This window comes from Vibrio sp. G-C-1 (genome assembly GCF_021728015.1).
GTDB classification, from domain to species: Bacteria; Pseudomonadota; Gammaproteobacteria; order Enterobacterales; family Vibrionaceae; genus Vibrio; species Vibrio splendidus.
Genome location: NZ_JAKKCR010000004.1, coordinates 104,679 through 128,930, shown reverse-complemented (window position 1 = coordinate 128,930; position 24,252 = coordinate 104,679). Strand labels below are relative to the sequence as shown.

Annotated in this window: 19 protein-coding genes and 9 tRNA genes; 13 read left to right on the top strand and 15 right to left on the bottom strand. The window is 42.3% G+C overall.

The genetic code is table 11. The features are described from left to right. Nucleotides 1-68: 68 nt before the first annotated feature. Nucleotides 69-1,490 (bottom strand): endonuclease/exonuclease/phosphatase family protein, encoded by a 1,422-nt coding sequence (locus L3V36_RS07940; RefSeq protein ID WP_029406010.1) that lies wholly within the window; start codon nucleotides 1,488-1,490, stop codon nucleotides 69-71. Nucleotides 1,491-1,769: 279 nt separating this feature from the next. Continuing rightward, a complete protein-coding gene (locus tag L3V36_RS07935; RefSeq protein WP_004731281.1) occupies nucleotides 1,770-2,912 on the bottom strand; it encodes a fatty acid desaturase in 1,143 nt (380 codons plus the stop codon). 166 nt (nucleotides 2,913-3,078) lie between these two features. Here L3V36_RS07935 and L3V36_RS07930 point away from each other — a divergent pair, with 166 nt between their 5' ends. Beyond that, a complete protein-coding gene (locus L3V36_RS07930; protein ID WP_017095435.1) occupies nucleotides 3,079-3,624 on the top strand; it encodes a GNAT family N-acetyltransferase in 546 nt (181 codons plus the stop codon). A gap of 169 nt (nucleotides 3,625-3,793) precedes the next feature. On the opposite strand, the gene L3V36_RS07925 is transcribed toward L3V36_RS07930, so the two are convergent. From L3V36_RS07925 to L3V36_RS07870, 12 genes are all read right to left on the bottom strand, one after another. Continuing rightward, complete coding sequence (locus L3V36_RS07925; RefSeq protein ID WP_181258492.1) at nucleotides 3,794-4,819, bottom strand: GGDEF domain-containing protein; 1,026 nt, start codon at nucleotides 4,817-4,819, stop codon at nucleotides 3,794-3,796. Between the two features lie 284 nt (nucleotides 4,820-5,103). After that, nucleotides 5,104-6,039, bottom strand: a complete 936-nt coding sequence (ylqF, locus tag L3V36_RS07920) for a ribosome biogenesis GTPase YlqF (RefSeq protein ID WP_004731276.1) — start codon at nucleotides 6,037-6,039, stop codon at nucleotides 5,104-5,106. 167 nt (nucleotides 6,040-6,206) lie between these two features. Next, the gene (locus L3V36_RS07915) at nucleotides 6,207-6,521 is read right to left on the bottom strand and encodes a cytochrome c (RefSeq protein ID WP_208775342.1); all 315 of its coding nucleotides are present in this window, start codon (nucleotides 6,519-6,521) and stop codon (nucleotides 6,207-6,209) included. 374 nt (nucleotides 6,522-6,895) lie between these two features. Beyond that, entirely contained in the window at nucleotides 6,896-7,579 is a 684-nt protein-coding gene (locus L3V36_RS07910; protein WP_208775344.1) for a response regulator transcription factor, read from the bottom strand. Between the two features lie 94 nt (nucleotides 7,580-7,673). Then, nucleotides 7,674-8,555, bottom strand: a complete 882-nt coding sequence (locus L3V36_RS07905; protein WP_029405217.1) for a hypothetical protein — start codon at nucleotides 8,553-8,555, stop codon at nucleotides 7,674-7,676. After that, nucleotides 8,545-10,929, bottom strand: coding sequence for a fimbria/pilus outer membrane usher protein (locus L3V36_RS07900; RefSeq protein WP_102447788.1), 2,385 nt, complete (start codon nucleotides 10,927-10,929; stop codon nucleotides 8,545-8,547). The genes L3V36_RS07905 and L3V36_RS07900 overlap by 11 nt, the downstream gene beginning before the upstream one ends. A 91-nt stretch (nucleotides 10,930-11,020) precedes the next feature. Beyond that, the gene (locus L3V36_RS07895; RefSeq protein WP_102454513.1) at nucleotides 11,021-11,707 is read right to left on the bottom strand and encodes a fimbria/pilus periplasmic chaperone; all 687 of its coding nucleotides are present in this window, start codon (nucleotides 11,705-11,707) and stop codon (nucleotides 11,021-11,023) included. 2 nt (nucleotides 11,708-11,709) lie between these two features. Next, nucleotides 11,710-12,435, bottom strand: coding sequence for a molecular chaperone (locus tag L3V36_RS07890; RefSeq protein WP_029222589.1), 726 nt, complete (start codon nucleotides 12,433-12,435; stop codon nucleotides 11,710-11,712). 95 nt (nucleotides 12,436-12,530) lie between these two features. Beyond that, the gene (locus L3V36_RS07885) at nucleotides 12,531-13,028 is read right to left on the bottom strand and encodes a hypothetical protein (protein WP_004731190.1); all 498 of its coding nucleotides are present in this window, start codon (nucleotides 13,026-13,028) and stop codon (nucleotides 12,531-12,533) included. A gap of 77 nt (nucleotides 13,029-13,105) precedes the next feature. Continuing rightward, the gene (locus L3V36_RS07880; RefSeq protein WP_017095442.1) at nucleotides 13,106-13,630 is read right to left on the bottom strand and encodes a hypothetical protein; all 525 of its coding nucleotides are present in this window, start codon (nucleotides 13,628-13,630) and stop codon (nucleotides 13,106-13,108) included. 770 nt (nucleotides 13,631-14,400) lie between these two features. After that, nucleotides 14,401-15,405, bottom strand: coding sequence for a low-specificity L-threonine aldolase (ltaE, locus tag L3V36_RS07875; protein ID WP_017095444.1), 1,005 nt, complete (start codon nucleotides 15,403-15,405; stop codon nucleotides 14,401-14,403). A gap of 39 nt (nucleotides 15,406-15,444) precedes the next feature. Next, nucleotides 15,445-15,960: an NUDIX hydrolase gene (locus L3V36_RS07870; protein WP_029222202.1), complete on the bottom strand. Its 516-nt coding sequence runs from the start codon at nucleotides 15,958-15,960 to the stop codon at nucleotides 15,445-15,447. Nucleotides 15,961-16,247: 287 nt separating this feature from the next. Between L3V36_RS07870 and L3V36_RS07865 the strand changes: the two genes are divergently transcribed. From L3V36_RS07865 to L3V36_RS07835, 7 genes are all read left to right on the top strand, one after another. After that, entirely contained in the window at nucleotides 16,248-17,903 is a 1,656-nt protein-coding gene (locus L3V36_RS07865) for an ATPase RavA domain-containing protein (protein ID WP_017078724.1), read from the top strand. An 11-nt stretch (nucleotides 17,904-17,914) separates the two neighbouring features. Next, nucleotides 17,915-19,360 carry an ATPase RavA stimulator ViaA gene (gene viaA / locus L3V36_RS07860; RefSeq protein WP_065682476.1) on the top strand — a complete coding sequence of 482 codons (1,446 nt, stop codon included), beginning with the start codon at nucleotides 17,915-17,917 and terminating at the stop codon, nucleotides 19,358-19,360. A gap of 197 nt (nucleotides 19,361-19,557) precedes the next feature. Beyond that, a tRNA-Cys gene (locus L3V36_RS07855) sits at nucleotides 19,558-19,631 on the top strand. A gap of 50 nt (nucleotides 19,632-19,681) precedes the next feature. Further along, a tRNA-Gly gene (locus L3V36_RS07850) sits at nucleotides 19,682-19,757 on the top strand. Nucleotides 19,758-19,837: 80 nt separating this feature from the next. Further along, nucleotides 19,838-19,924 (top strand) — tRNA-Leu (locus tag L3V36_RS07845). 64 nt (nucleotides 19,925-19,988) lie between these two features. After that, nucleotides 19,989-20,062: transfer RNA gene (locus L3V36_RS07840), tRNA-Cys, on the top strand. A gap of 320 nt (nucleotides 20,063-20,382) precedes the next feature. Then, the gene (locus L3V36_RS07835; protein ID WP_102448425.1) at nucleotides 20,383-22,248 is read left to right on the top strand and encodes a methyl-accepting chemotaxis protein; all 1,866 of its coding nucleotides are present in this window, start codon (nucleotides 20,383-20,385) and stop codon (nucleotides 22,246-22,248) included. Nucleotides 22,249-22,345: 97 nt separating this feature from the next. Here the strand turns inward: L3V36_RS07835 and L3V36_RS07830 are convergent, their stop codons facing one another. Next, a complete protein-coding gene (locus tag L3V36_RS07830; RefSeq protein WP_208775345.1) occupies nucleotides 22,346-23,134 on the bottom strand; it encodes a lipase in 789 nt (262 codons plus the stop codon). 349 nt (nucleotides 23,135-23,483) lie between these two features. On the opposite strand from L3V36_RS07830, the gene L3V36_RS07825 reads away from it, so the two are divergent. From L3V36_RS07825 to L3V36_RS07805, 5 genes are all read left to right on the top strand, one after another. Next, a tRNA-Leu gene (locus L3V36_RS07825) sits at nucleotides 23,484-23,570 on the top strand. Nucleotides 23,571-23,653: 83 nt separating this feature from the next. After that, nucleotides 23,654-23,727, top strand: a tRNA-Cys gene (locus L3V36_RS07820). A 50-nt stretch (nucleotides 23,728-23,777) separates the two neighbouring features. Next, nucleotides 23,778-23,853 (top strand) — tRNA-Gly (locus L3V36_RS07815). 80 nt (nucleotides 23,854-23,933) lie between these two features. Then, nucleotides 23,934-24,020, top strand: a tRNA-Leu gene (locus L3V36_RS07810). Nucleotides 24,021-24,084: 64 nt separating this feature from the next. Beyond that, nucleotides 24,085-24,158: transfer RNA gene (locus L3V36_RS07805), tRNA-Cys, on the top strand. Nucleotides 24,159-24,252: the final 94 nt, after the last annotated feature.

The window sequence follows — 24,252 nt, the reverse complement described above, 5'->3', positions numbered from 1 at the left end:
GGGACGTTAGAATAATAAATGCCCGACTATAGGAACCGGGCATGATTGATAGAGTTTATCTGGCTGTATTAGTTGTGGATTTCAGCTTTAATCCAAACCATACGGTGATCTGAAGAAACATCTTTTCCGTTGCCGTAGCTACCTACACGCTCGTCATTCATTAATAGACGGCCGTCTTCGAACGTTGCTGGCCAGTAAACACCAGAGTCTGAAATCGTCAGGTTTTCTGATGGTACAACATGATCAAGGCGTAGTCCGCTCGTGCTAGTCACTTGACCTGGGTATGGAGTATCCCAGTTTGCTTCTTTGCATTCGCCAAGAGCTAGACATTCGGGGCCACCAAGGCTGGCAGGTGCTAATGGACCGAACGTCGCTAAACGGTTAACTTTGTCGTGGTCCATAAGTGCATTGATTGCTGTCAAATCACCATCACCTTTAAGAGGGTCAGCGTTAAGGTCGCCCATAACAACGAATTTAGCGTCTGTGCTTAATCCGCCAGTCACGCCTTTATCGTCGTACATGTAGTTTTGACCTTCGATGTAATCGACCCAGAAATTGACTTCATCAGCATTTTGAACTTTGTTCTTACCGGTGTCGAAAATAGGTGGCGTTGGGTGAGACATAAGTAGGTGAATCGTCTCTGAGGTACCGTCTTCTTGAGGGATTAGGATTGGTGCGTCAACGTGGTTTTTAGAAGAAAGGCGAACTTCTGCCCACTCTTCAGCGGTATACCAATCATCACCACACTTCATACCTTCAGGGATAGGGTTCCAAGAGTCGTTACAATTAGTGATTGTTGGCATAGTTGCTGTAGGCATGTCTTTCCATTTGAACTTTTGGAATGTACGAATGTTGTCGTGGTCAATCTCATACATAGACATTAGAGCGAACGCATATTGTCCGTGGTAGTTACCAAAGCCCCATGCATCGCCAGGTAGAGCTCCGGCAACACCATCATTATCCAGATCGAAGCCAAATTCATTAAGCAGGCCAGTGTTGGTTGCGAAGTTTGTGAAATACTGGAATACGATCGGTTCTAACTGAGTGCCGTCTTGATCAAAGCTGTTTGAGTTTTGAGATACAGATAGGTAGTTCAAGCGGAAACCGATAAGAGCATCGTTATTTTCAGCTGTACCATCGTTGTTAAATTCAGCCATCATGATTACAGCTGGGCGCTCAGTTTGAATGATTGCTGCAACATTACGAATTTGGATAACTTTCAGCGTAGTCGCTTTGTCTTCGTCCGATAGAGTGTCATTTTTCCAACCTTCAACCAGTGCATCTTGCTCTGGCTTAGTCAGTTTCATTTCAGCTACAAGATCTTCGTAGGTATAACGGTCAAAAGACAGATTAAATACGGCAATTTTAGCTTCTGTAGAAGAAGGAACAGTTGGTTCTTGAGGGTAGTAGTTATTTGTTGTCTCGTCACCGCAACCGAATAAAAGGGTAGTAGAGATTGCTAGCGCTAGTGATGATTTTAACATTTTCATAAAATGGGTCCGCTAATTGCTGAAAGAATTTTGGGACGCGCATGTTATGGGATGGGTATCGTTCTGTAAGTGACATTTGTCACAGCAAGCTCTATAGGTTGACATCTTGTTGCAGTGAAAGTGTGACATTTGGAACTAGTGTCTGTTATTAGAATAAAGACTTAAAATTCATGTATTTAATTAGATCTGTGAAATAAAAAAGCCCCCATAGCAAAATGAAGGCTTTCGTCTAAAAATCAAACAGTGTTGTTATTGGGGTGTTAAGCGTATTGCTTTACTTTAAGCATATTGTTCCACTGTCATCGCCCAATTTTTCTTCTGCTGTTCAAAATTCATTTTGATTTGTTGGTAACGAACCTTTAGTACTGAGTGTTCGTACTTTTTCACAACGTCTTCGCGTTTACTTTCAATTAGCTGCTTTTTGACTTCGTAGTATTCGTTCATGTTTGATACAAGCGCATCGAACTCCTGTTGAAGCTTTTCCGCGATTTGTTGCTTATCGGCACGGTGCATGATTTTTTGCTGCGTGCGCTTTAATAACATTGATGCTTCGGCCTTTTCAATACGAGCTTGTGGTGTTTTCTTAAGCTTGCTTGCTAAGCCCATTAAAGAAGCACTCTTAATCAACCATTTTGTTGGATCGTATTGCCACCAGTAGATGCCGTTACGGTAGTCGTTCTCAAAGATGTGGTGGAAGTTGTGGTAACCTTCGCCAAAAGTGAGTACCGCTAGCACACCGTTGTCACGCGCTGTGTTTTTGTCGGTAAAAGGCTGGCTACCCCAGATGTGAGCAAGAGAATTAATGAAGAATGTGGTGTGGTGGTTGAGGACCAAACGAACTGCACCCACAATTAACAACATGCCAAGCACGTCACCGTAAATTACACCTAATGCGATTGGAACACCGAAGTTCATAAGTAGTGCCAATAAAACGTAATGCTTGTGCTGCCACATAACAATCTTATCTTTTTTCAGGTCGCGACAATTTTCGTAATCTGTGTACATTGCAGTGTTGTAATTACGAATCATCCAGCCGATGTGCGAATACCAAAAGCCACGCTTTGCTGAGTATGGGTCTTTGTCGTTGTTATCGACATGCTTGTGGTGCACACGGTGATCAGAAGACCAGTGTAGCGCGCTGTTTTGTAGAGCAAATGCGCCACCTAATGCAAATAGAAATCTTAGGCTTGAATGCGCTTCAAATGCTTTGTGTGACCATAAGCGGTGATAACCCGTCGTGATAGAAAGGTTACAGAACGTAAAACAGATCGCTAGCCATATCCAGTGCTCCATACCATAGCCAAAAAAGTAGCCATAAACGGGAGCCGCGACAACAGCAAGTAGCATGCTAAAAGAGAATACAAAAATATTGAGCCAGATTAGTGGTGGCTTTTTTGTTGATGGTTTATCGGCACTATTCATTAGTAAATTTCCATTGAGCTTACATCTGTTCGCTAGAATATCAGCGTACACGTGTAAGTCAATATTGAAAGTGTAAACGTGTATTAGTATGTTTTGCTTAAATATTGTATAAAGGTAGTGTGAAATGTAGTAGCAAGTCATAAATGGAAGTACTAAGGGCTAATAAATGGAAATTAAGGTAGCTGAATATAAAGATTATGAGCGGATTGCCCAATTACACGCGGATAGCTGGAAGCTATATTACCGTGGCATTCTTGCTGATGATTACCTAGAAAGTGATGTTTTGGAGGACAGATCTGTTATTTGGCAGACTCGTTTGATTAATCCTCCTTTCAACCAACATGTTTTATTGCTTGAAGAAGGCGGTTTACTGGTTGGTTTCGTCTGCGCGTTTGGTAATCACAACTTTGAACGTGGTACGTTCATTGATGCGTTACACGTAGACAATAATTACCACGGTCGTGGTGTTGGCAAGCGTCTATTGTCTGAATTGTCAAAGTGGTTGCAGCAATACTATTCTGATTCGGGGCTTTACCTAGAGGTGATGTCTGAGAACCACCAAGCGATTGCTTTTTATCAGGCGATTGGTGGCAAAGAAGAACTAGAGCAAGTTTGGAACGCACCATGTGGCAGCCAAGTGAATGAAAAAGTGATTTCTTGGAGCTCTCCCGTTGAACTTGAACAGAAAACAGCGAGCGTTGTGTATTCTTAGTAGATTCTTGTTGAGTACTGGTTGTTTGCTGAGTAGCAGGTTCTTAACGAAGCTATTTTAAAGCACAAGAACAAAGACAAAAGCCCCGAGCATTCAATTGTTCGGGGCTTTTTTGATTGGATTAATGGTCGTTATAATGAATCGCTAAGGCGCGTAAAATACTGGGCGATTAATCACTCCATGTGATCTTATTTCTACCGCTCTTCTTCGAAATATAGAGTGCTTGATCGGCATCGTCGATAAGTTGTTCGACAGAGCCGAGAGCCTGTGACGCATGTTTCACACCGATTGAAATCGTTACTTCTAACCGAAGGAGAGAAGGAGATTCTAATAGGGAGTTAACTAGCGATTCAATTGAAGCCTCAGTTTCTCCTTGGACCATCACCAAAAACTCTTCACCGCCGTATCGAAAGCAGTTACTACTGGTTGGTAGTCTTTTTTGAATCTCATCGGCCAGTTCTTTGATCACCATATCACCCATTTGGTGGCCGTAGGTGTCGTTAATCGATTTGAAATGATCAATATCTATCATGATCGATGTAATGGATAACTGACGGTCTATGCTTGGTTCGATCACCTGATGAAGATAAAGGCGGTTGTAGCAACCCGTTAGCGCATCTTGATAAGAAAGGGCTTCAAACATATTAGATTGCTTGCGGAGTTGTATTGCTTGTTTACGAAGCTGTTCGGATTGAGTGAAGCGTTTATGCACTTCGAAATCTCGTCTTAAACAAGAAGCTGCAATAAGAATATAAGCTGAAGCGTATACGGAAATGGTTTCTATTTCGTGACTAGGCTCTGCTTCATAAAGCTGAGGGGCAAGGCCAATGAGATAAGCCAAAAAGATAAATGACAGCGTAGAGATGCTGTATTTAACAGACAGTCTTGAAAAGGTTCCGATGTAGATCATGACGAGAATGATGCCGCCTTGGTAATCGAAATTACTCAGCTCGATAGCGAGTCGGCCGACATAGACCAAGAAAAGCGCGCTAATTACAAGGAAGGTACTTTCTATGAGTTCTAAAGCGTTGGGTTTATTTGTAATGCAGTATCTGGCGACAGCCATCATCAATAGAAAAAGTAAGACTCGGAAAATGATAGGTGTTACACACTCTGTACCAAAGTGAATGTAGTCGGTAACAATGAAAGCACAGAATATTGAGATCGGGATGTAGATAAAATTTATGTACGGCAAATAAATTTCATTATCGAAATAGGTTTTAAATCTTTGATTCTTGAACCCAGAATAAGAGCGCATTGAGAAACTAGCCGAAATGAATACACAATAATTTGCGTAGTATGTCACAGCCTTTGGGATTGTAAATGACCATTTCTATAGATTTGTCAGTATGTTGGCTAGATCAACAAACGGTACAAGGCAATATTCACGCTCTATTATCGGTAGAACGTGAATATCTTAGAGACTGGTGTAAGAGTGGTTAACAGAAACTAATGGAGATTAACAAAAACTCATAGCGATTAGCGCTTGTTCTTTAAGTAACGCTTACGACGTTCTTCTTTCTTCTTAATCTGTTGCTCAGCTTTCAGTGCAGCCGCTTCTTCTACTTCAACCAACTCTTTGGTGATCATCTCTGGTAGTTCTAGCGTTACTTTACCTAAAGTACCACTGCGAAGTTCATGAAGAAGGATTTCCGAACATTTGTGAATGTCTATATGACCACCTGCACGAAGTGCACCACGCTTACGACCAATCGCTTCCATCAATTCGATGTCAGACTCTGGCAGCTCTTCAATTTGGTAGCGTTCCTGCAGTAGGTGAGGGTACTGCTTTGCTAGGTATTCTACTGTGTAGAATGCCACTTCGTCGTATTCCATTGCTGTATCTTTTACCGCACCAGTCGCAGCTAAACGGAAGCCGCTGTGTGGGTTTTCTACTTTAGGCCAAAGGATCCCAGGAGTATCTGAAAGGATCACGCCGTTTTGCAGGTTGATACGTTGTTGGCGACGAGTTACCGCAGGTTGGTTGCCCGTTACCGCAATCGTACGTCCAGCCAAACAGTTGATAATGGTCGATTTACCCACGTTAGGGATACCCATAATCATTGTTCGAATATTCTTGCCCATTTGCTCACGGTGCGGTGCCAGTTTACGTACTAGCTCCATCACGTGGTTAACTTCTTCTTTTACGCTGGTGGTAATGGCAATCGCTTTAACGCCTTGCTCTTTCTCGAAGTGTTCAATCCAACGCTCAGTAAGCTCAGGATCGGCAAGGTCGCGCTTGTTCAACACTTTTACACAAGGCTTATCGCCGCGCAGTGAAGAGATCATTGGGTTTTCACTACTGAACGGGATACGAGCGTCCAGTACTTCGATGATCACATCAACCTGTGGGATAACTTCTTCGATTTCTTTGCGGGCTTTATGCATGTGACCCGGAAACCATTGAATAGACATAGAGATAAACCTTGATAAATATATTTGCTGCACATTGTAAGGCTTGGATGATACGTGTAAAGGTATATCTATCCCGACCTTCAATGAGTTCATTGAGTTTGCTTGAAGTATAGGCGACGTGGTGATGTTTATTCAGTTGATGATTGGTCTAATAAAGATGGGAGCCGCTAATGTTGTGAAGCATAAAAAGCCGCTATATCTCTCAAGTCTTGATCATCGAGCTTACTGAGTTGTGCTCGCATCATTTCTGCGTAAGCGCCTTGTCTATCTCCGCTTTGGTACGCTTTCATCGTGTTATAGAGGTAAGTTGAATCTTGACCCGAAAGTTTGGGGTAATCAGTGTTACTTGTTTCACCCGTGGGGCTATGACAGAAAACGCAACTTGGTGATTTCATTTTACCCAGTTCAGGATCGCCAAAATCAGAGGCATGAAGGCTAGGGGAAAGAGTGAGTAATAGTAAAGCGAAGAATTGATAAGTCATGTTTTTACTCCAGTTAAAAACATAACAATAAGGCTTACCCTAAGGGGAAGCTCAAGTCTGAATTGCTATAGGTACTAATGGTGTTAACAGTTAAAGCGTACTTTTTGCTCTGTTAGGTAAGTAGAGGGGCCGCAGAAGTGATGTTTCCGAGAGTTGACAAATTCGACTCGTATTTTAGAGGGCGGGATGTTTTTCTATTTTTTAAAGTGTGATTAAACCACAGACGATTCGATTTAAACTTCGTTTATTGCCCTGACAGTGATTCTATGAGGAACTGAATAATATCAGGTCACCTTTCAAGGGCTTAAATTCTAATACGTCTGTTTGAAAAAGAACTGCAATCTGCATTTTTGTATTTATGTTCATAATTTCAACTATATGTCTGGTTGTATAATAGTCTCTAAACTATTGATAAAATGTGCTTTTCTTATCGCTTCTTTTCTATTAGTGACATTTATTTTTTTGTATATGTTGTATACGTGCGTTTTTACCGTACTTTCTGAAATAAATAGTTCGCTTGATATCTCTAAATTTGAATCACCTCTGACAACTCGTTTAAATATCTGAGCCTCTCTTTTCGTCAGATTAGACAGTATTACCTGAGACTTGAAAGTATAAGTGCACGCATTGGATAAAATATGTGACATTAACTTCCTAGGTAGCCATAGATCGTCATCACATACTGTTTTTAAACAACGTGTAAGGTGTTCAATAGGAGCATCTTGATAAATCATCCCCTTTATATTAAACAGGTTGAATAGCTGCATTACGGTAATACTCTGTCCGGTAATATCTGAGGGAACGTCATAGACTACCCATTTACTGGACTCTATTTTTGATAAGATGATGTTGATATCTTCGATATTTTCCAAGAGTAAGTAGCTAATGAGAACGACATCGAACGTTTTATGATTACGAGAGCGCTCAATGCTTAAAATACATTCTCTGCTAAAAGAAAAATCACTGTATTTCCCTATTTCTCGTTGAATAAACTGGTTGTTAATACCGTTGTCACCTACCAGGAGTATGTGCTTTAAATTATTTTTATTTTCATACATAATTTACTCCGAAACTGAAAAATCGTGTTTGATTGTATGATGATGGATTTTATATAATTGAGTTGCATATCTCACTTTTTATATAATTGCATAATTATGGTTGTTGTGAAAGTTGGGGTTCGATAGAAATTTGTAATGTATCGTCATATTGTCCTCCTGGTTTGTTCTCTGTCTCACCGATGACAAAACTCAAAGGAATAGGCTGACCAATCGTAGCGGAAAGACGTTGAATTCTTGCGTCAAGTTGTTCAAGGTTTACTCTGTCGTTTTCGAGGGAAAGTTGGTATGGAATGTCCCATTTTGCCTCATTAGACTCATGACGTAGCATTCCTTGATGGGATGATTCCAAAACGATGGTATAAGCTGTATTGCTTTGAACCCATAGGTTAGGTGCGGAACGAATAACCTTGTTGGAATATAAAGTCCCTAGATCAAGGTCATAATGTTGTTGGGTCAATCCATAAAAATGAATTTTTGCAGCAGGCGGAACGTTAACAGATACCGGGAGTGAACTAGGGCTAATTTCTATTTGTTTACTATTTGAGGTATAAGAAGGCGAGACTTCTAATAACCCTCGATAGGTTCCTGACGCTAACCATTGTTTACTTGGGAAACGCATTTGTATCGTTGCCGAAGGTTGGTTTTCGGTTAATGATAAGTGCCATTGATTAGCCACTGACATACCAATCTGCCCACTCCATTCAAAGCCGAGTTTTGCTTGGTTTACCCCTTTTAACGATCGACTTGTATCGTTAAGTTGTAAAATTAAATCTAATTTGCAGGGTTCACCTATTATGATCGCATCTATACGGTAAGTGTTTATTGTTGCGAACGTTCCTGCGCTGAAAACATCATATTGTGATTTCGATGAGACGGGTTGAATCGCCAAGGCACTGGCTTCACACGCCAATGCCGAAGGTACATGGCTTATGGCGATGAGGAACAAGGCTCCACAAAGAACTTGTTTATTCCACATAAACATCTCCTAGTCTTATCAAGTTGTCACTGCGTTCACTGAGGGTAATGATGACTGATTCTTGTTCTTTAGTGTCGAGTACCAATTGATATTTTCCCGGCTTTAATCCAGAGATTGCGAATATGCCGTTACGATTGGTAAAGAAGTCAATCGGCAACTGTTTTGCCTCACCAAGGTAATGTGCTACACCAGCGACAAGTGAAATAGGGTTGTTACTTTGACGATCGAATAGCTTGCCAATAACAGTTAATACAGCATCAGATCCGATCTGTAGCTGGAATCCCCGTTTATAACCAGGCTTAATCCAAAAAGCACCATCGCCTAAGTCATACCCTGGTGGCAAGTTATCGACCTCGTAACCGACTACTTGGCCATTATAAGCAACAAGGTCAGGAACCATGGCACTTGCATCTCCTTTAAGGTAAACGCGTGCGTACTCACCATCTTTTGTTGGGTCGACAGCCACGTCATTTTTTGCGAGGCTTTCGTGCTTGCTAACAATAGCAAATGCTTCGCGCACCGGTCTGCCGAGCGTCACAGATGAACCTGCAAAAGCAAGGGCACTACTTATAGTCACATCAGTACTGTGATTTCGTGTTTCACCACTAATGTCTTCAAGCCGCGAAGCGTGGGTCGCGTTTAATTCATAACGGTTGGCCGTGTAGTTAATACCAGCATCCATATCGGCATCCGTTTCTTCGTTAGTAATGACACTCGCAAACGCCGACATCCCCCCTGTGTTACCAATATTATTCTGATAGCTGTAATCTAAGGCGGCTTCATTAAGCTCTGTGGTGTAACGACCGACTACACGAGTTTGTCGACTAAGAGGCCAACTTATGGTGACAGTAGTGCTGATATCATCGTCTTCGGTTGCGTTATGCCGATAGTTAACGCGGGCACTCCAGGTGGCGGGGGTATCAAACAGTCCGTCCGATAAACTCGGGCTAATCAGCCAATAATCGTTTTCTTTGTCTACTCCCGAGCGATAATTGAGGGTCATGGCCGCGCGTAAAGACTGACCAAGGTAAATAGAGCTGAATGCAGATACATAATGGGTGGTTAAGTTGATATCGATATCGGAAGCATCAAACCCTGAGACCCCAGCAAAATTGTTGGTCAGATATTCATAGCTCACACTCAGTTGTGGGGACAGCGTATTCGTATTGGAAAATTCCGCATCGAACGCAAATTTGTAAGCGTCGCCAGTTCCAAATGTAGGGTGTTCGCTACGCGAAGCATTGAGTTCAGTGACGCCCCATGTAGAAGCGAATAACGCGGTAGCACCATATTGGTAAAGATCTTCACGGGTTTGGAAGTTGGTACCTAACGTTAACCAAGGATTAATACCCACATCGACATAACCATGGAAAATACGCTCGTTGGTTAGGTATTCTAGTTGTCCATTTTGTAATTCAGAAGGTGCTCCATACATGACGCTATATTCAAACTCACCGCTATTGAGCAAGTCGTTCCCGGTCGCAACAGAGAACTCGATGCGTTCTTCATTCCCGGAGCGGTCGGTGATGACGAGTACAATATCATTGCTACCTTGCGCTAGAGGTATGTCACTAAGGTTATAGCTACCGGCGCCTAGCGTTAATCGCTGAACTGCAATCCCATCTATATAGACATCGACATTTGAAGCTCTTTGAAGTGTGAATGATTGATTGGCCCGTGGTCGTGCATTTCTGGTTGGAATGAGTGTGAAATCTCGAGTTAAGCCAATACCAAGTATGTCGGTGCTGTCCTGAAAAGATTGACCACTGTTGTACATATCGCCGAGTACAAGTCGTGTGCCTTGTTCTGCAAAGTCAATATTAAGACGAGATCCTTCTCTTACGTATCGCGAATCTTGTGATGAACTGTTTTCTAAATAGGATTCATATTCAAAGTTTAGAAAACCAATGTTAAGTGCTGAGTCAAACTGACTGCGATAGAGGTCCTGCCTTGACGAATTCTGATCGACATATTGGCTCTCATTAGCCGAAAGGGCAAAGTTAACGTATCCACTAAGCAAACTTGGCTCGACATAGTTATAAAAATCATCTGCACCGTTCATAGACAATTGCTGGGTTAAGCTAAATTCAGGCGGTACCGTCACGATGCATTCTAATGAAGAGAAATCGAAACTAAGGCCCAGTCCTACGCTCTCAAAATGGTGCTGGGACAGCATCTTATCGTCTGTTGTGTCAGTGAGTTTCCCAATACCTTCTTGAGTTACGACGGACGAAAGGAGAGAAAGCGTACTTTCCTTCGGTAACAAGATTTCATTGTTTGCAGTAATGATAATGTCCGCTTCCCCAAGTATGGTGTCACTTATCCTTAACAAAGAGGTAAGTTGAATATCTCGTCCTGTCGGGTTCAAGACCATTTCTTGACCCCAAGCTACAGGGCTTAAGGCGGCACAATAAAAAAGTACTAATCCCAAGACATACAAAACTTGCCACATCTTGTGATGGGTTTCAGTTTTCATGCCCATGGTAAGTGCCCATTGGTAAGTAATTTAAAGAAGAAGGGAAAGTAATAGTGGAGCGTGGTGGAATAAACTGCTCACCTAAAGCCGCATGTACTTTTTGGCTCTGAGATTCGAGCCCCGCAAAATGAAGTAACGATGTATAGGTAAATCGCGACCCAGAATTAGTGAGTGTTAGTTTACCTTGTTCATCTATGTGTAATTTCACGTCAGGCTCTAAAGAGGATGAGTGAATGTGTAACAACGCATTGTAGTGAACTTGTAAATTGATACCGGTTGTTAAGCCGATGGGTTTGTTTATTCTCGCGTTGTTCTGGCCAATATTCACGGTACTGAAGCGAACAAAGTAACTTTGGGAGGTTTCGAGTGATCGGTTTCCCAACCACTGTATACGGAATACTTGGCGTGCACCGGGTGCCAACATTGCGGCTGGTGGAAACACAAACATCTCTTCACTCGATAGATCTGATGTTTGGAACGTGCCATCAGATAAGAAGTTCAAACGACGAACGTTAGCTTCTAGTGGGAGAGCTTGTGTTGAATTGTTAGTGACAACCAGTTGCGATGTTGCCCGGTGATCTGTATTGAGCTCGATGACGGTTGGAAACAATGTTATGCCAAACGTTTGTGCACACAGAAGCCAATAAATGAGCCCACCCAAGATATAGCGTCTCATTGCTATTGATCCTGCTCTATTTCAATCGATAGGGTGTTCACGTCATAATTTTTAAGAGGCTGCATTTCGAAAAATCGAGTGGAGTAGGGAAGGACCAAAGTACCCGGAATACGTTTAGCGATTTCTACGCCTTTTAAATAGGTTGAATTTTTACCATCAGATATCTTCCATGTTGTATTGGTTAATCGACCATAACTATTACCACTGTTAAGTACTTCAAGAACCCATTTGTTCTTTTTGTCATTTTGCTCGATGCTTTTAATTTCTAGCTGGGAAGCTGTGTTCTGAGGTCGCACGTTGATAAGCGTATTAAACTGAAGTAAAAGACTTACTTGCCCTTGATTACTGCTCGCTCTTTGAACTTTTACTTGCTTAACAGCAATGCGATAGGCTTTAGATTCTGTGATGGAAGGATCGCCCAAATACCGCACCATAATGGATTGCGATCGTCCAGGTTCTATTATTGCGGTCACCGGTATCACTAATAGCTCGTCATCTGCAGGCGTCGTGGTCTCTTTTCCATATTCGTTCATGGTCATAAATACTGGAGACAATTCAACCGTGAGTGGTTCGGTTGAAGAATTTTCAACCCTCATGGTCATTTGAGCTCTTTTGCCAAGCGGTGTCATTTCCATAGACATCGGTTCGACTTTGAACGCATGAGCGGACAGACAAGTGAATGACAATAGGAAAAGAACGATCCATTTATGCATGATCCATTTATACATAGCGAAGAGCTCCAAATTAAACTTATGTCGTTGATATTGATATTGATATCGAGATTAAGTCGGAGGCCAAATAATAGCCCCCGACTTATTAACCTCTAATTTGAGGTGATATTTACGGTTAATGTATCTGAGTAGCCACCTGCCCACGGGGAGGTTTCTGTCGTCACAATATCAATAGATGCGGCAACACCTGTCGCTAATGCTCCAGAACCGCCATAAGAATTACTGACTGAAACGTCATTTAGACCTGGGCCCCCTGGTGCATTAAGCGTGAAAGCAGCTAAACCTGAAGGATTAAATGTTGCATCGTAGGTAAGAGCGTAGTCTTCGCTATCGTCTGACTCTAGACCACCTTCAGCACTTGTCAGTGTCACAGTTGCACCATCGACGTCATTACACTTCATGTTAAGACCACTAACAGAAAGGTTTTGAATTTGAGAGACGTTACCGAAGTCCATCAGTTGCGTTGAAAGACCAGTAACTTCACATACAGGTGAAACAAAACCAACTAACTGGACATCACCAGGAGCGGCTTGGACTTGAGCACCAAAAATAGCAGTGACTGTTGCTGCGTAGAGTGTTAGCTTTTTCATTAGAAATTCCTTTATCTTAAATGATTGGCTCGAATACTGCTGAGCGTTTGTTGTTCTGCAGATACATTGCAGAGTTTTCACTTTGTCACGCTATGAATCGAAGGGTAAACTTCGATCTCAATAACGTCTTGATAATAACCTGCGAAACGCAAGCTATTTTCGAGTGCTACCCTAAGGCTCCCATGTTGAGCGAAAGGAATAACACCAGAACTGTTTATCATTACCGGTGAAGTAAGTTGGCTGCTGTGCCTACTTTCGTAAAGACGAATTTCGTCTATTTGTAATGACAAATTGTAACTTTCAATAATATCAACCCCTTGGTGTTGATATTTTAAGCCTCCATATTTTGAGTTGATCGTTATACCCAACGGACGGTTACAATACATATTAAAAGGCAGCGATTGCACATCACGGTGTTCCGTAAAATTCATAATGTTGCCAGAGAAAAAGTTTATTTCGCATCGATCTTTGATCTGACCACTAATTCCTAACGTTAAGTTGTTAGCTCTAGCATAGAATGAAAGTGACAGACTAAAAATTAACACGGAGACGATGAAGTTATGAAGAATCCGAAATACTCTAACCATAATTTCACCTCTCACTGATTGAATGTAACTTGTTGCTTAACTTTCAAAACTATAAGTGCTTTAAAAAATGGTGAAGTAGTAAAAAAAGTTTATTATTTAGGAGAAGTATGAGTTTTAGTATGATTTTAAGCAGAGAGGTAGAAGTGAAATTATTAGAGAATAATTTAATATTCAATTAGATAGGTTGGTTTTACTCAATGCTAGTATTAACGGAGGTTTTTTATTTAATTGATTAAAATAGGACTATGGTCTACACGGACGTTTTGGGTTTTTTGATGGGTTACTGTCATCATGAATGTGACAGCATTGTTAGCGAAAACACTAATTTGATTATTTAATTTATAAGTTGATTGTAGCGATTCTAGATTGTAATAATGGACAGCGACTATCTACTTTTCTTTATTAAAATTAGTTCTTTACAAGGGTCTATTAGGATTGATGCATTCTATTTTTAATTACCGTGTGCGTGGTGATTAAACACTTTAAGCTATTATGACTAAGTCATTTACCTTTAGTGATAATACAATGCGGATAATCCATTAATATAAATTAAACTTAAACAATAATTTAATGTTTAAATGTTAGAATAATTCTCAGAGGGTATTCTCATAGGCCAAAACGAGATTGCGTTCTGTTCCAGTCAATCAAGTGTGTTTATTAGAAAACTAGCATGTGTCGAAGGCTATTTGGGCTGTGGAATTGGTTAATGATTTTGCTGAAAGAATAAAGCTTCCCACAGGGGAAGCTCAAATCTCAATTGCTATAGAGGCTAATCTCGTCAAGAGTTAAAGCGCATTTTCTAGCTTTGTTAGGAAAGTAACGATGTCTTCTGAACTGATGTCTCTATGGGTAACAAAACGTACTGGATTACCAGGCGACATAGTAATGCCTTGTTCACCTAACTCTCGTGTGATGCGGTTAATATCAACAGACTCATCTAACTTAGCGAACACGATGTTCGTTTGAATGAAATCAGGATTAACAGAGAAGCCTTCTAGTTTACTTAGGCCAATCGCTAGGTTTTTCGCGTTCTCGTGATCAGTTTTAAGTTGAGCTACGTTCTCAGTCAGCGCCATTTTACCTGCGGCGGCAAGAATACCCGCTTGGCGCATACCGCCACCGACCATTTTACGCAGTCGACGAGCTTTAGCTATGTACGCTTTGTTGCCAAGGAGTAGTGAACCGATTGGAGCGCCTAAACCTTTTGATAAGCAAATTGTCATAGAGTCGAAGTGCTGTGCGATCTCTTTGATGTGTACATCCAGCGCCGCTGCTGCATTATAAACGCGCGCGCCATCTAGGTGCATTTGTAAGCCGTGTTGGTTTACGAACTCACGTGCTTCCGCTAGGTAAGACATTGGCAGCACTTTACCATTGATCGTGTTTTCTAAACTAAGCAGCTTAGTTCGAGCAAAGTGGCTGTCGTCTGGTTTAATTGCAGCAGCAAGCTTTTTAAAGTCAAGTGTGCCGTCTGGGTTGTTTTCAATTGGCTGAGGTTGAATAGAACCAAGTACCGCGGCACCGCCGGCTTCATACTTATAGTTATGCGCTTGTTGGCCACAAAGGTATTCGTCACCACGCTCACAGTGTGCCATTAAACCAAGTAGGTTGGCTTGTGTCCCTGAAGAAGTGAACATCGCTGCTTCAAAGCCGGTTTCATTGGCAGCCCACTGTTCCAATTCGTTTACGGTTGGGTCATCGCCATAAACATCATCGCCCACTTCTGCATTTGCCATTACATCACGCATAGCTTGCGAAGGTTTAGTTACGGTATCAGAACGAAAGTCCATGCTTCTCTCCTAGAGTACTTTAGGTAGTCATATAGTTGGCTATAGATAGCCACATAGTTGGGCTTTGCTTAAACAAGCTATAGTTTTTGTATCGGTGATTTGATCGTGTCGTATTTTGTTGTGCAGTTCTTCTAAGCTCAGCTCTATCACTTCTATAACTTCATCTTCGTCGCATTCAAATCGGGTAGTGAGGCTAAGATGTTTTGCGACAAATAAATGCTGAATCTCATCACAGAATCCAGCCAAAGGTGTGACTTGTCCTAAGCTCTGAAAAGAAGTTGCACTGTAACCGGTTTCTTCTTCCAATTCGCGCTGGGCACATTGAAGAGGTGTCTCATCAATTTCCATCGTGCCTGCAGGTAGCTCCAAAAGCCATTTCTTAAGAGAAGGACGAAACTGATTAATGAGGATGATTTTTCCTGACGAAGTGATAGGAAGAATAACGGCCGCGCCAGGGTGGTGTATTGTTGTATGTTTTACCACGACGTTCGTAGGGAGCGTCACGTTCTCTTCGATGAGAGAAATACTTTTCCATTGATGGATAACTTTACTCATGCAATTTGGCCACATTCCTTGCCAATTTTTCGTATAACTGAAGACGTGTACCACCATAACGTCTATGGTGTCGAAAATAAAAGAAAAATTAGGCTTAGTAATAGATTTAATCTCACGCCATTCGTGATGTTACTCTCATAATTGGAATCTATGATTGCGCGAAAATTGCAGCGTAACCATCTGATATAAAGGCAACTCAATAATAAAAGATACTTGTAACAAAGTGCTAACAAATGTATAAAAACGTATCTACACTCTCAACTGTTCAAAGATTTTCGGAGTAACGCATGAACCCTTCTATTTCCTCACATGCTGACAAGGCGCTACTCTCTGAAAGAATTAACAAATTGGCACATGCTCTCTCTGATGGCGTTTATGAAAGAGAAGACACGATTAAGCTTTGTTTACTGGCGGCCCTGGCTGGCGAAAGTGTGTTTCTATTAGGCCCTCCGGGCATCGCAAAAAGCCTCATCGCTAAACGCCTCATCCAGGCTTTTGACAACAGTAGCTATTTCGAATATTTAATGACACGTTTCTCTACTCCAGAAGAAGTGTTCGGCCCACTAAGTATTCAAGAATTAAAAGATAACGGTCGTTATGTCAGACTGACCGAAGGCTACCTACCAACAGCGCAAGTTGTATTTCTTGATGAGATCTGGAAAGCAGGTCCTGCAATCCTAAATACGTTGCTTACGGTCGTTAACGAAAAGACATTCAAAAATGGCGCAGACATCGAGCGCGTACCGATGCGCTTATTAGTGTCTGCATCCAACGAACTTCCAGATGAAGACAGCGGCTTAGAAGCTCTTTACGACCGGATGCTCGTTCGCGTGTTCGTAAACCGAATTCAAAACAAACAAAACTTCAAATCGATGCTGACGACGGGTACCTCTCAGGAAGCTGTGATTCCAAAAGGATTGGCGATTACTGATATTGAATACCATCAATGGCAGAAAGAGCTCGATAACCTGGAATTGACAGATAACTCGTTCAATAAGCTATTTGAACTGAAAACCATGCTCGAAGAGACTGTCAAAAAGCAAAGTTCGGCTACTGAAACTGATCTATATGTATCGGACAGACGCTGGAAGAAAGCGGTCAAGCTGTTGAAGGCTAGTGCATTCTTCAGTGGTCGTGATAGCGTAAACCCGCTGGATATTATGCTACTGCAAGATTGTTTATGGCATAGCCCAGAATCGCGTGATGTGGTTCGTAGTGTGGTAAAAGACTTTGCATTGAACCGAGCGTTCGACCAACAAGAGTCGAAAGCTCAAATTGAAATGTCCCGTGAAGAACTTGAAGAGATTCAAGACGATGTTGAATCAACGCTGTCTGTGTCGCTCTCTATGGAGTCAACCAGCGGCTTGTTGCGTAAAGACGTTTATCAGAATGACATCAAGAACGCGAAAATGTACAGCGTCGGCAGTGCATACAACCTAGTTAAACTGGTGATGTTACAAAGCAACATGTCGGTGTCTGAATCTGAGAAAGGCGATAGCCGTTGGGTATACGTAGCCAAAGACGATTTTGATCGAGTTCTTAAAGAAGGCCATGGCGACATTTACGGTTACGTTAACGAAAATAAAAACCTATGCCGTTTAAAACTCGACTTGGATGCATCGAACCAGTTAGTCATTAAAGATATTGCTAATCGTTCTGTACTGGTGAGTGTGGTTACAACTGACGGTTTAGACCAAGAATTGTACAACAAGTGGTTGAGTGGTGCTGAGAAAGCCCTAGAGCAGTTAACTGAAGCTGAATTCAAGTTAAAACGAGTTCGCACTGAATTCCATGACGCGCTACCTCATAACTATATAGACCCTGATTTACCGAAAGCGATGGAATCAAGCTTGCAAGCAGTAACGCAAGATCTCGAAACGACAAAAGTGAAGAGTAGCAAGATCGCACAACGTATTAAGTTCATGAGTCAGTACTTCGAGTAAGGGGAGAGCATATGTTAGGAGCAGACGGCTTAAACCTCGCTTTGATGGTGGCTGATTCAGGCATAATTGATACCGCGATGAATGATCTCATCGCTCGTTCTCAAGTCATGATGGCTGCTGAGAACAAAGGCGTTAAAACATCAGTGAAAAACCACTTAGTTAAATGGCGCGGTAAAGTAAAAAAACGCGTCACTAAAGTGTGTGAAACTGATCGCTTCCAAGAGGAAATCGCACTTTACCAAGAAGTGATCTATTGGGATGAACCGCAGTTCTTTGATGAGATAGACAGTGTTATCAAAAAACTGGAGTGGCACTCGGCGTTTTATCTACAAGCAAGACGCTTGATGGAAAACAACAAAGGCGTTTATAACGCGATGTTTCCACACTATTTTTGCGACCAATGGTACCAATCACTGTCAGACGCGATTAAGCAAGCTCAAGTAACCGAACTCGAAACAAGCAAAGAAAAAGTCTTAGCTGATCTTTATCAACGCATGGAAACCATGAAAAACATGGATAAAGTGACGGAGTCGGGTGATGAGGGTAGCGTAGGGCGCTTGTGGGACATGGCGTCTGCCAAATTAAGCAAAACTGATCTCACCATCATGAAGCGTCATGCTGAGTTCCTGAATAAGCACAAAGGCCTGCAAGATATCGCTGAAAAGCTAGGTCGTATGGCGAGCGAGGAAGATGATCCTTCGTTACACAAAGCCCCTGTAGAAGAACTGCAGATGGTTGAAGAGAAAAGTGATGAGGCGGTCGATGATATTGTAGGAATTCACGAAAGTGATGACCTGAACAAAATGCTGCCGAACGAGACCATGTTCCTAGCTTATCCTGAGCTTGAGGTTATCTTTTATAAACATTTGGCCGACAAACGTTTACTTAGCTATCGCTCGCAAGGTAAGTCACGCACGTTACGTAAAGTAAAAGCGCAAAAGCCCGATAGCAAAAACGTCGATATTGAAAAAGGTCCGTTCATCGTCTGTGTAGACGCCTCTGGTTCTATGAGTGGGTTCCCAGAGCAGTCAGCCAAAGCAATGGCTTACGCTTTGATGCAAATCGCGCTTGCGGAAGAGAGAGATTGTTACGTGATTCTGTTCTCTTCTGAGCAGATTACCTATGAGTTAACAAGACAAGATGGCCTGCGTGAAGCGAGTGACTTCTTAAGCTATTCATTCCACGGCGGTACGGATCTAGAACCTGTACTCATGAAGTCGATTGACCTGATGACGGGTGATAAATACAAGAACGCAGATTTGATCGTACTTTCTGACTTTATTGCCCCTAAGCAATCTGATGAAATGATTGCTCAGGTTGAAAAATTGAAAGAGCACAAAAACCGTTTCCATGCGGTTAGTCTTTCTAAGTATGGTAACCCTCAACTTATGACCATGTTTGATCACTGTTGGTCGTATCATCCGAGTCTCGTTGGCCGCTTCATGAAGAAGTGGTAGCGCTAGAACATCTTATTTAAATCGTTTTTGCTGTGTGTTTTTTGATTGAAGAGATCGAACATGCAGCAATTTGATTTAAATGTCAGCAAACAGAATTTAAATTCACATTTTTGTTTGACTATCTTCACTCAATCCGTAAAGTAGGCACCCGAACACAGCGGGGCTAACGTTTAGTCGGTACTAACGTGTTGAAAAATGGCGCCTTGGCAGAGTGGCTATGCAGCGGATTGCAAATCCGTGGACCTCGGTTCGACTCCGGGAGGCGCCTCCATTCTCTTTCTCTTACGTTTTGATAAGGTAAGAAATTAGAAGAATGAAATTGCGATACTAGCTCAGTTGGTAGAGCGCAACCTTGCCAAGGTTGAGGTCATCGGTTCGAACCCGATGTATCGCTCCAAATTTTGTAATGTTGATTCATTTTGACATTAAGATGGTGTTTTACTTTTCAGTAATCGGCATCGCAATAAAGAATTGCGTGCCCTGGTGGTGGAATTGGTAGACACAAGGGATTTAAAATCCCTCGGCGTTCGCGCTGTGCCGGTTCAAGTCCGGCCCGGGGCACCATCTATTTGATTGTTATCTTGTTTGGTAATGTTCAAAAGAGTTGTTCTCTTAAAACACTATTGAAGGCGCCTTGGCAGAGTGGCTATGCAGCGGATTGCAAATCCGTGGACCTCGGTTCGACTCCGGGAGGCGCCTCCATCATTTAGAAAAAACCAGTCCTCGTGGCTGGTTTTTTCGTTTCTGGTGCTTTGCTTCTTGTTTCTTCATCCTTACCTCTTCATTTCTCCCTTTGATATTTGCTAAGCCCAACGCCGTTTTGGTGGAATCCTAAGTCGAGCCTTTGTTGATAAACCGCTAAATAAATCAAAGTCACAATTAACCACAATGCTCAATTTGTTTCATTGTTTTATGGGATAACCCTAATTAAAACATGCGCATGAGTGATAGTGTCCCTCTTTATATTTCTTTAATTATTCTATAAGAGGTTCTTAAATATGCAATTTAGTCTAAAGAGAAAAATGGTTTTCTCTGTAGTTTTGGCGATTGCTGTTACATCTGCCATTCTTCTTTTCATGGGTTATAAGACTTTTCAAACAAACAGCTGGCAAGCTATAGAAAGTGAAAGTCGTAATACACTTCAAGCCCATGCAAAGGGCATCAGTGACTGGTTTTACGATAAGAAACAAGCAGTACATGGGCTTAAACAACAAGTACAGCTTAACCCTTCAATAGATATCGTTCCTCATTTACGTCAAACCTTGGTATCTGGTGGGTTTGGATTGAGTTATTACGGTAACAAAGAAGGTGAGATGTTCCGTCATGATCCTTCATTGAATAAAGCGGGGTATGACCCAAGAGTTCGAGGTTGGTATAAACAAACCTTAGCTGAGAACCGTGCAGTAACAACCAAGCCGTATGTGAGTGTAACCATGCAAACCTTAGTGGTGACATTGACCGATCCTGTGACCGAGAATGGCTCGATCATAGGTGTTGTCGCATCTAACCTTGCCTTAGACAAGCTAATTGAAGATGTGTTGGCTATTCAGGTTCCAGGTAATGGACGAGCGATCCTAATTGATAAGCAAGGCACGGTTGTTGCTCATAAGAATAAAGATTTCATCCTTAAGCAAGTCAAAGAGATAGCACCTGAATTAAGTGTTTCTGGATTAAACAGTGCTGCACAAAACTTAACGACAATTTTTACACAAGTTAGTGGTGATGAGCGCGTGATCATGGCTGAGCCTATTAAAGGCACCGACTGGCTACTTGTGATTGAAATGGATAAAGACGTACTGGAGCAGCCCCTGTTCGATATGTTGATTAGCCAAATCACCACAGGTTTGATTGTATTGATCGTTATGGCTGCAGCAACCTCATGGTTTGTGGCTCGTCAATTAGTTGAGCTGGGTCGAGTGAGTGCAGCATTAGCTGATATTGCGGAAGGGGAAGGTGATTTAACACAGCGCCTTCAAGTGTCGAGTAAAGATGAAGTAGGGCAACTTGCCGACAAGTTCAATGTGTTCGTAGATAGACTCCATGCAATGATGAAAAACGTGACTGATGTTTCGACGGCAATGAATAACGGAGCTGAACACGCCAACAGCAGCGCATTAAAACGCAGTGATAGTGTAAGCAGGCAACAAGATGAGATCACGATGGTTGCAACAGCTGTAACAGAAATGGCGACAGCAACAGCAGAAATTGCTACGAATGCTGATAGTACGGCCAAAAGTGCGACTCACTCTGTTGAGTTGAGCGAACAAGGTTTCCAACAGATGGCTAAAAGCCAATCATCGATCAATGAGCTTGCAACAGAACTAACAAGCGCTGTGTCTATTATCAGTGAGCTTGAAGAGCATGGCCAGCAAATCGCGTCTATCTTGGCGACGATTCGCGAAATAGCGGAGCAAACTAACTTACTTGCACTCAATGCGGCAATTGAAGCAGCAAGGGCAGGCGAACAAGGTCGAGGCTTTGCAGTGGTTGCCGATGAGGTTCGAGTGCTTTCTCAACGAACTTATGCTTCAACAGAAGAGATCGAAGACAAGATCAAGCGCTTACAACAAGCAACTAGTGGTGCCGTTAAAGTGATGACACAAAGCCACGATATGGCGAAAACAAGCGTACATGACGTGGATATGGCCGGAGAGAGCTTAGCTCAAATCCGTGAGGCAATTCAGATGATCAGCGATATGGCAACTCAGATAGCTTCTGCTGCTGAAGAGCAGTCACTGGTTACCGCTGAAATCAATGCGAATACCGAATCTGTTCGTGAAGTGAGTGATGTGATGGCAGTTGATGCGACCGATGCGGTTTCACAAGCCGATCAGCTAAGTCATTTAGCGAGTGACTTGAAACAAGAGCTGTCACGATTCAAGCTTTAAGTTCAGGCTAATATTAGCTTAAGCACAAAGATCAATTAGAAACTAGAAAGAGCACTGGCTGTAAAAGCGTGTGCTCTTTTTTATTTATAGAGCATGCTCAATGTTTATCAAAGAAGTCTTTGTTACGAATATACTTACTCATTAGGTGATAAGAGAAAGGCCGGATTAACCAACTGAATATTGATCGCCCGAGGCGTATTAACGTCGGTGTGTTTTCGTAAATCCTGCCGTTATAGAGCCAAAGTATTTTGCCTACATGCCAATACAATAGGGGAACCGGGGGCATAAAGGTCACGATGTCGATGTCACAACATATTCGGTAGGTCTTCTTGCTTAAACGGTAGTTCTTTTTGAAACTCCAATCACCGACCGCGGGCTGCCCAAACGTGACGATTCGTTTAATACAACCTGGGTATTTTTGGTCGAAGTAATCAGCAAACACACAGCCAATAGCGCCACCAGAAGAGTGCCCGGTGATCGAAATTCTTTTCCCTTGCTTTAACAAAGGTGTGAGCGTAGCTTCTAAGCGTTCGATAACGGTTTGTCCAAGCTTGTCTTCGTTACGACTTGGTTGGCTTTCTTGGAACATGAGATGATAGAAACCAGCATGAACACGATAGTTCAGCCCAATCCTTTTACAGCTTCTGGTCCATAGTGCAAAAGTGAGTAGCCAGTCAGAAACGCTGTGTGACCCCTTGATAACCACGACGACTTCATCTTTGTCGCTGCTCCATAAGACTCGAATCATGGTTTTTCCGAACTGGTTCTTTATGATGCGCTGTCCATTAGGGTCAAAACCGTAACGAGTTTGTTTAAAAACTCTAGGGTAGGCGAGGTTGCAGAGCACAGCGTAGCGCTCATATTGGTATCGTTTTAGTGGCTTCACGTTGTCATTTCGTAATAGTCGTTACTTAAAACTCTAGCCTTTGAATGTGAAAAGCACATGAAAACGAAGGCGTGTTTCCTTAATTCAATGGAATTGACAGTATTTTGTGAGTCTGAAAATGGGAATTCGGCCTTTGAATTCCAACTCAAACTCAAAATCTACGAATAAGAACCGTACAAGCTGCACTAAATTCATTCGTTTGAGTTCGATAATTAATCACTTGAATTGAAAGATAAAATTTACTGTTGACGAATTTTTTCTATCCGTTAAAGTACACCTCGTTCTCACGGCTTAGGTCGAAGAGAGATGGTGTTTTACTCTTCAGTAATCAGCATCGCATGATTGCGTTGCCCTGGTGGTGGAATTGGTAGACACAAGGGATTTAAAATCCCTCGGCGTTCGCGCTGTGCCGGTTCAAGTCCGGCCCGGGGCACCATCTATCTAGTTTCTACTTTGAGTAGAGTGTTGAACAAAGAGTAGTCCTCTTAAAACACTTCAATATATTTTTATGTTGATAAAGGCGCCTTGGCAGAGTGGCTATGCAGCGGATTGCAAATCCGTGGACCTCGGTTCGACTCCGGGAGGCGCCTCCATTCTCTTTCTCTTACGTTTTGATAAGGTAAGAAATTAGTAGAATGAAAATGCGATACTAGCTCAGTTGGTAGAGCGCAACCTTGCCAAGGTTGAGGTCATCGGTTCGAACCCGATGTATCGCTCCAAATATTGTAATGTTGATTCATTTTGACATTAAGATGGTGTTTTACTTTTCAGTAATCGGCATCGCAATAAAGAATTGCGTGCCCTGGTGGTGGAATTGGTAGACACAAGGGATTTAAAATCCCTCGGCGTTCGCGCTGTGCCGGTTCAAGTCCGGCCCGGGGCACCATCTATTTGATTGTTATCTTGTTTGGTAATGTTCAAAAGAGTTGTTCTCTTAAAACACTATTGAAGGCGCCTTGGCAGAGTGGCTATGCAGCGGATTGCAAATCCGTGGACCTCGGTTCGACTCCGGGAGGCGCCTCCATTATTTAGAAAGCCCGATCAGAAATGGTCGGGCTTTTTTACGTCTTCAGGAAAGTGGTTTTGGTTTCGATAGCTTTTTGTCTTGTCTATCTCCG